The 7,534-nt window shown below is 71.1% G+C and carries 5 protein-coding genes; all 5 read right to left on the reverse strand.

What is annotated here, in order from left to right; all coding sequences use genetic code 11:
* On the reverse strand, nucleotides 1-5,866 hold a 5,866-nt coding region (locus I71_RS11620; protein WP_042695019.1), incomplete at its 3' end, for a tape measure protein.
* A gap of 30 nt (nucleotides 5,867-5,896) precedes the next feature.
* Nucleotides 5,897-6,142: a hypothetical protein gene (locus I71_RS11625; protein ID WP_042695020.1), complete on the reverse strand. Its 246-nt coding sequence runs from the start codon at nucleotides 6,140-6,142 to the stop codon at nucleotides 5,897-5,899.
* Between the two features lie 23 nt (nucleotides 6,143-6,165).
* Nucleotides 6,166-6,564, reverse strand: a complete 399-nt coding sequence (locus I71_RS11630) for a hypothetical protein (protein WP_042695021.1) — start codon at nucleotides 6,562-6,564, stop codon at nucleotides 6,166-6,168.
* A 52-nt stretch (nucleotides 6,565-6,616) separates the two neighbouring features.
* Nucleotides 6,617-7,093, reverse strand: a complete 477-nt coding sequence (locus tag I71_RS11635) for a hypothetical protein (RefSeq protein WP_042695022.1) — start codon at nucleotides 7,091-7,093, stop codon at nucleotides 6,617-6,619.
* A gap of 90 nt (nucleotides 7,094-7,183) precedes the next feature.
* The coding region (locus I71_RS11640) for a hypothetical protein (protein WP_083897108.1) at nucleotides 7,184-7,534 on the reverse strand (351 nt) is incomplete at its 5' end.

The raw sequence follows: 7,534 nt of genomic DNA on the forward strand, positions 1-7,534 counted from the left end.
CCATCGCCGCGGCCTCGGCCCGGGCCTTCTGCAGCTCCTTCAGCTGGTCCTGCGCCACCTGCAGGTCGTGGGTGGCGGTGTCCAGGCTCAGGCCGCCGGTATCGCCCAGCTCGGCAAAGACCTTGTCCACCTTGTCGAACAGCAGCGAGGCGGTGCCGCCGCTGGCCGCCTTCTCCAGCGCCACCAGGGTGGGACCGACCTGCAGCAGGGTCTGCCGGGCGCTGTCCTTCTCGGCATCGGTCGAGCGGCTGTCCGTCAGCACCGCATAGGCGGCGTCGAAGCGGTCGGTTGCCTCCTGGATCTTCTGGCGCGGCGCCAGCGGCGAGTCGTCGCCCTCGCGAAGGGCGGCACGGGCGTCCTTGAACTGCTGGGCGGCCTGCAGCAGGGCGATGGCGCCGGACTGGATGGAGTCGACCACCTCCTGTCTGGCGGCGATCTCCCGGTCGTAACCGTCCAGCAGGTCCTGCTGGGCGAGCTGGAAAGCCTGGGCGCCCCGCTCGGCCGCCTGCACCAGGCGCAGCTGGGTGGTGTCGTAGCCGGCTGCCTTGGCGTCGGCCAAAGCTGCCGCCTGCTGGGCGTCCAGCGCGATCAGCCCGGCGCCGCGGCTGTTGCCGAGCGCCGCGTACATCCTGGTGGTAACGTCGGCCTGCCAGGACGCTTTCTGCGCCGCCTTCCCGGCCGCGTCGGCGCTGTCCTGCCACGCCTGGGTGAGATAGCCCACCATGGCGGTGTACTGGTCGCCGGTGATGGTGCCGTCGTAGAGCGCGCTGTTCAGCCGGCCCAAGGCGGCCCGCTCGGCCTCGATCGTCAGCGCACCACCGGAGGCGGCCTTCTCCACGCCCTCGATGACGCCGGCCAGCCCCTGGATGGCGGTATCCTTGCGGTCCAGCCCCAGGCCCTGCAGCCGGTCCAATGTGCTGGCCTTGGCGTGAGGATCGATCAGCGCCTCGACGGCGACGGCCCCCTGCCGCTGCACATAGGCCACCGCGTCGCTGTAGCTGTCCTGCAGTTTCTTCGTGTAGCGCGCCGCCAGCTCGGCCACCTCGCCGGTGGTGTAGCCGAGCGACAGCAGGGCGGGGCGGAACTGCTCGAACTCGATCTCGGCCTGTTTGGTCGCCGCGGCCATGCCCACCAGCGGCCTGGCTGCCGGGCCGAGACCCATCATCGCCTCGATGCCGCGCTTGGCCGCTGTGGTTAGCTCGGTCTCGGTCGCCAGCCCCAGCTCGCTGGCCTTGCTCCGCCAATCGGTGATGTTGGTCTTGACCTGGTCGCCGATCGCCTTGGCGTTCTCGGTGAAGGTCTTCAGCAGGTTGTTGGTCGGATCCAGGCTGGCGTTCATCACGTCGAGCTGCTGGCGGAAGCCGGCGGCGAAGCCCAGGTCGTTGGCCAGATCCTCGGCCTTGGTCGCCTTGGAGGTCTGCAACGCCGTCTTGACGTCGTCGCTGACGCCGGTCAGCTGGCCGCTGCCGATCAGCCCCTTCAGCGACTCCCGCATGTAGAAGGCGATGGCTTCGTTCTGGTCGGTGAAGCCGGTCTTCTGCCCCGCCTTGTCCCCGACGGCCGGGGTCACATACCACTTGCCGTCCTTGGCGAACTGCTGAATCAAGCCGGTGTTGGCGCCGTCGCCACCGGTCAGCTTGCCGCCGATGCCGGTGACCACCGTGTTCATCGCGGTGGCGACCGCATCGGTGACCTGCTGCATCTGGCCGGCATCGGCGCCGTTGTCGGCCAGGGCGGTGTCGGTGCGGAACCCGCCCTTGCCGTTCAGGACGATGTTGCCGGAGCTGTTGGGACCGACCGTCGCCTTCTGGGTGCCCAGCATGCCCAGGATGCCGCCGACCACGGCCCCGATGGCGATGCCGATCGGCCCGCCGATCGACCCAAGCTCCATTGCCGACGCCAGATAAGCAGCGCCACCGCCAAGAGCCGCGCCACTGAGACCGCCGACCGCTTTGGAGTTGGCCGCCGTGCCGAGCATGCCACCGAACATGCCGCCGAAGGCGCCGGCGCCGGCAGCGCCCAGATAGGCCGACAGGCCGGCACTGGCGGCAGAGCCGCCGGAGGAACCGGCAATCACGGTGGGGGAGGCGGTGACCTGCAGCCCCGGGTTGACGGCCTGCAGCATGGCAGTCTGCGACGCCAGCACGCTGGCCGATGGCGTCAACACCGTCTGTCCGGCCAACAGGCCGCTCGACCCGATGCCGAGATAGGTCGCGCCGAAACGGTCGATGGCATTCGACAATCCGCCCGGCACCAGCTTGTCGAGCGCCCAGCCGGCCCCCTTCGACAGGGCGGCATTGCTCAAGGCGCCGGTGACGCCGCTGCCCTGCCCCGCCTGTCCCGTTTGCCCGCCGCTGCCGCCGAACAGATCGAACACCGTGGGCAGGTTGCTGCCCATCACCCAGTTCTTGATCGGGTTGATCAGCGCCATCTTCAGCGCGAGCTGCTGCAGCTCGACGCTGACGGTGCCGATGGCGTCGGCCCAGGACATCGTCGATTTGCCGGCGGCGGACAGCTTCTGCAGGATGGCATCGAAGCTGCGGTCGCCGAACTGCTCCAGCTCCTGGTAGGCGGCGTTGGTCCGCTCCAGCGCCAAATTCTGCCGGGCGAGCGCTTCGGCATTGGCCAGATAAGCCTGCCCTTCCCGGCTGGCAGCGTCGATGTTGTGCTCGCGCAGGTCGATCAGCGCCTGGGTGCGCGCCAGCTCCACCGCCCGCCGGTCGGCCGACGCGCCGATCAGCTGCAGCTGCTGGCGACCCAGCTCCAGCTGGTCGCGCTGCTGCTGAAGCAGCGGCCCGGCCGCGGCGGCCGACTCCAGCTGCTGCGCCCGGGTCAGCAGCTCGATGTAATGGGCCTTGGCCTCGCTGTAGCGCTGGGTTCCCTCCTCGCCTTCCTTCAGCGCCAGCGTGTGCGCCTGCTCGGCCACTTCGGCCGCCCTGACCGACTTTGGCCCCTGCTCATAGGCGTCCATCAGCGCCCGGGCGGAGCGGATGCGGTCCTGGATCGGCTGGTCGGCGTCCTGGCGCAGCTGCTGGACGGTCAGCGCCTCCACCCGCGCCTCGGCCGCGGCGGCGGCATCGCCATATCCCTTCAGCCCGGCCGCCGCCACGCGGTTGGCCGCCGCCGCCGCGCGCTGGGCGGCCTCGCCCTTGCCGGCAGAAGCCGCCAGCCGTTGCTGGGCAGCGACGTCCTGATTGAGCTGGGTGACCTGGGCGCCCACCTCGCCGGCCAGCTCGGCCCGCGCCTTGCGCAGCAGCTGGGTGCGAACATCAGCCTCGCGGGTGGGGTCGAGGCCTTCGCGCAGGCGCTTGGCCACCTCGACGTCCACCTCGGCCATCTTGATGGCCGCCGGATTGGCCGATGCTCGCGCCTTGCCCAGCTTTTCGGTGGCGTCGGCCTCCAGCGTCAGCAGCCGCACCGCTTCCGCCGACTCCGCCGGAACGATCTGGCTCTTCAGCCGGCCGCGCACGACGTCGCGCTGGGCGTCCCAGCTCTGATAGGCGGTGTCGTCGGAGGAACGGCCACGGTCCTGCAGCCCGGTAACGATGGGGGTCTTCTGTTCGGGCGGCGGCCCGACCATCTCCCCGACCCGCCGCTCAAGCCCTTCCGGCAGCGACAGGGTCCAGCTCTTGGCCGCCAGCTCGGCCAGCTTGGAGGCCACCCCACCCACGGCCGAACCCAGCCCGGCGAAGCGCGAGGCGGCGGTGTCGGCGGTCTGGCCGGCGGCGAGCACCGCCTTGGCCGCCTCGTCGGCCGGGTTGGTCAGCAGTGCCAGCCGGGCAGCCAGCTCCTTGGCCGTCCTGGCCGCCGCTTCCGCCTTGGTCGCCGGATCGGCCAGACGCTGGGCCAGATCCAGCAGCGGCTTGCCGGCGGCGCCGGCGTTGCGCCCGACCTCGTCCAGCACGCGCACCAGATTGGCGATCGCCTCCGGATCGTCGGCCGCGGCCGCGCGGAAGGCCTGGAAGGCGACGCGCAGCCGGTCCACCTGCTCGGCCGCCAGCCCCATCCGTTCATAGACGCGGGCCGAGCTGGCGCTGTCGGTGGAGACGTTCCAGCCGCCGGACACCGGCCGCGCCACCGAGTCCGCGCCATAGACGGCGGTGGAGGCGGCGCTGCGCTGGGCGGCGATCGCCTTGGCCTGCTCGGCCAGTGCCTCGCCCAGCTTGATCCGGGTCACCGCCCGCATGCTGTCCGAGAGGTGCCCATATTGGGTGGCCAGCTGCTCGACGTCCGCGGCCGAGTCCTTCACCGCATCCTGGGCGGCGCGCTGGGCGTGCTCGAAACTGTCGGCCGCCGCCTCGGCCGCCGTGGTGCGGGCGGCGAAAAAGGCGACCGCCGCTGCACCGGCCAGCAGCGCCGCCCCCCACGGTCCGCCGACCACCCCGAGCATGCCGGCGCCGGCGGCCTTCACCCCGTTCCAGGCCGCGGTCAGCAGCGAGGCCCGTTGCGCCAGGGCGGCGCTTGCGGCGTTGGCGCTCACCGCCATCGTGGTGAGGTGGGCGTCGGCCACCACCACCGCCTCGCCGGCCGCCGCGGTGGCGAGCTGGGCGGCGCGCAGCCGGGCCAGCGAGGCCAGCTTTTCGGCGTCGGCGGCAATCGAGGCCTCGCGCGCCATCACCACCGTGGCCTCGGCGTCGCGCTCGGCCGCAAGGGCGCGCGACAGCACATAGACGTTGGTGGTGAGCGCCGTCTTGGCCCGGGCCGACGTCAGCGCCGACTCTGCCGCGGCAAGGTTGCCGGCGGCTGTCCCCGCCACCGCCGACTTGGCGGCGAACTCCGCCTCGGCCGCCTGCACCGTGGCAACGGTGGCGGTCCGGGCCGTCTGCGCCCGGATCAGGTCCTGCGCCGCCGCCAGCTTCTCGGCATTGGCCGCCTCGGCCGTGGCCACCGCCTTGGCATAGAGCGCGACGCGCTGGTCGTCGATGGCCTGGGTGAGCGCGGCAATGCCGGCCGGCATCATCCGCGCCGCGGCGATGGCGCCCAGCGCCAGGGCGGCACCGCCGGCGGCCCTGGTCACGGCGTCGAGGTTGTCGGCCAGCACCAGGATACCGGAGGAAATGCCGGCGGTCAGCCCCACCGCCTGGTTCATCTGGCCGATCTGACGCTGGGCGGTGTTGGCCAGCACCGTCAGGCTGTCGGACACCGTGGTGGCGATATGGCCGAACTCGCTGTCGATGGCGGTGCCCTGCTTCAGCAGCGCGTTCACCACTGTGTCGGCGGTCAGCGCCCCCTGCTCGGCCAGCGACTTCAGGGCGCCGCGCGGCACGCCCAGCCCGTCGGCAAGCGCCTTGGCCAAGCGTGGCGAGGCCTCCATGACGCTGTTGAACTCGTCGCCGCGCAGCACGCCGCTGGCCATCGCCTGCGACAGCTGCACCAGGGCGCCGGCGGCGGTGCCGGCCTCGGTGCCCGAGATCTTGAAGGTCTTGGAGATGGTCTCGGTCAGCCGGATCACCTCGCCCTGGGACTTGCCCATGGTCAGCGCGGCGTCGGCCAGCGAGGTGTAGAGCCCGACCGTCGGCTCCATGGCCGAGCGGGCGCGCTGGGCGGCCTGGAACAGCTGCTCCTGGACGGCCACCGCCTTTTCGCCGGCGCCGGCATAGAGCGCGATCTTGGAGGCGGACAGGCTCCAGGCGTCGGCGGCCTTGATCGCTTCGCCGGCCCCCTGCGCCAGCCCGATGCCGGCGACCACGCCGGCGACGCGGCCGGCGGCGCTGCCCAGCGCGTCGAAGCTGGAGGAAGCCCGGCGCACCGAGCCATCGACACGGCCGGCGAACTGGTCGACGCGGGCTTCCGCCTGCGACAGCACCCGCCGCAGGCCGCTGTCGTCCGCGCCAACCGGCACCATCATGCCGGGGAAATCAGCCATGCCGGTCTCCGGAAACGAAAAGGGCGCCGGTCACCCGGCGCCCCTGCTCTTGCCCATCCCCATGTCCGGGGCCGGGCGCTTCAGGCCGAACACGGCCCGCGCCCGTTCCTTCAGCTCCGCCGCGTCCCTGGGCTTGCGCGTTTTGCGCCTGGCCCCGGGGGTGGTGGCGGCGAGGAAATCGACCTTCCCGTCCAGGGCGAGCTCGATGTCGGGGAACGGGGCGTCCAGCGCCTCGCTGCGCGACCATCCCAGCCAGCCCGTGGCGTACTGGAACATCCGGTCCACATACTCCGGGAAGGTCAGCCGGCTTCCCCCGATGTGGCGGCCTCATCGCCGGCGTCATCCTTCGCGGGCTTGCCCGTCTCCTTCGTTTCCGTCTTGGGCGCCTTGCCGCCGCCGGCGAGGAAGTTGAGGAACAGCAGCACCTGCGGCGCGACGACGACGACACCCTCGGCGAAGATCGCCTCGGCGGTGGCCTCGGCCTGCTTGCCGACGCGGCCGGCGGCGGCGTTGACGACGTTCACCAGCGTGTCGAAGTCGAAGGCGTTGGTGTTGGTGAAGGCCTGCTGCAGCCCGCCATAGAGGCGGCAGATGGTGCGGCTGGCGCGGACATTGGCGAACAGCTCGACGTCTTCGCCGTCGAGGCTGACGGTCATCACGCCGTGCGCGAAGCGCGGCGCCGTGCTGGAGTCGGTCATGGCTGAAACTCGCTTTGAACAGGGGAAGGGGCCGGCGTCAGGGCACCGGCGCTTACGGCGCGTCGGCGGCCACCTCGATGGGTTCGGCATCGATTTCAAGGCCGACGCTGGCCTCGACCACCTTGTCGTTGCTGCCGATTTCGGTGGTGTAGGACATGACGTAGGCGCGCAGGTAGATCGTGGTCGGTGTGCCGCCATCGGGAGCGTCGTCGAATTCGATCTTGATGTTGTAGGCCGCCTTGCGGTTCTTCGCCGCGGCGCGCATCGCCGTCTGGCCGGCGCCGGTCGGAACGCGGGCCAGCTTCAGCGTGCCCGAACCGTAGTCGACGGTGCCCTTCTTCTTGTGGACCGCGCCGTCGCCCAGCGTCTTGTAGGTGACCTTCTCGAAGGTCTCGCCGAAGGCGCCGATGTCCTCGATCTCTTCGACCTCGGTCCAGGCGAGCGCCTTGTACTGCGCTTCGGTAGTGCACAGCGCGGTGGTGGAAATGAACAGGCGCGTGCCGGCGCTCTGAACAGCGTTGCCGCTCATGGGAATGCCCCTCCTCGGGCAAAGAAAAAGCCGCCCGAAGTCCGGGCGGCGGGGATGCTCCGGAGGTTCCGGAGGGTTCAGGCGTCGGATTCAGGCGGTGGGCTGGCCAAAATTGGTCTGGTAGGTCACGGCGAACTGCAGGCGGGTCACCCCGGCCTTCAGCTCGCCGCTGGTCAGGCGGTCGGTGACGGTGCGCACCAGCTCGATGCGGTCCAGCGTCCCACCGAACTTGCCGCCGGCGGCGATGGCCTGCTCGATGCGCAGCGCCATCGCGTCGAGCTGGTCGTCCAGGTCGGCACCGGTGCGGACGTAGCCATCGACATAGAGGTCCATGCGCCGCAGCTGGCGCCGGCTGCCCATGGTGATTTCCTGCGTCGCCTCGTCGGGTGTGAACAGGCCGATGCAGGGCAGCGCGTCGGCCGGCAAGGGATCGTCCCGGTT

It is taken from the genome of Azospirillum sp. B506 (assembly GCF_000333595.1).
Classification (GTDB): Bacteria; Pseudomonadota; Alphaproteobacteria; order Azospirillales; family Azospirillaceae; genus Azospirillum.

Excerpts from the sequence above, each read along its gene's own strand:
- I71_RS11625 (WP_042695020.1), bottom strand. The coding sequence starts at position 6,142 with ATGTTCCAGTACGCCACGGGCTGGCTGGGATGGTCGCGCAGCGAGGCG.
- I71_RS11630 (WP_042695021.1), bottom strand. The coding sequence starts at position 6,564 with ATGACCGACTCCAGCACGGCGCCGCGCTTCGCGCACGGCGTGATGACC.
- I71_RS11635 (WP_042695022.1), bottom strand. The coding sequence starts at position 7,093 with ATGAGCGGCAACGCTGTTCAGAGCGCCGGCACGCGCCTGTTCATTTCC.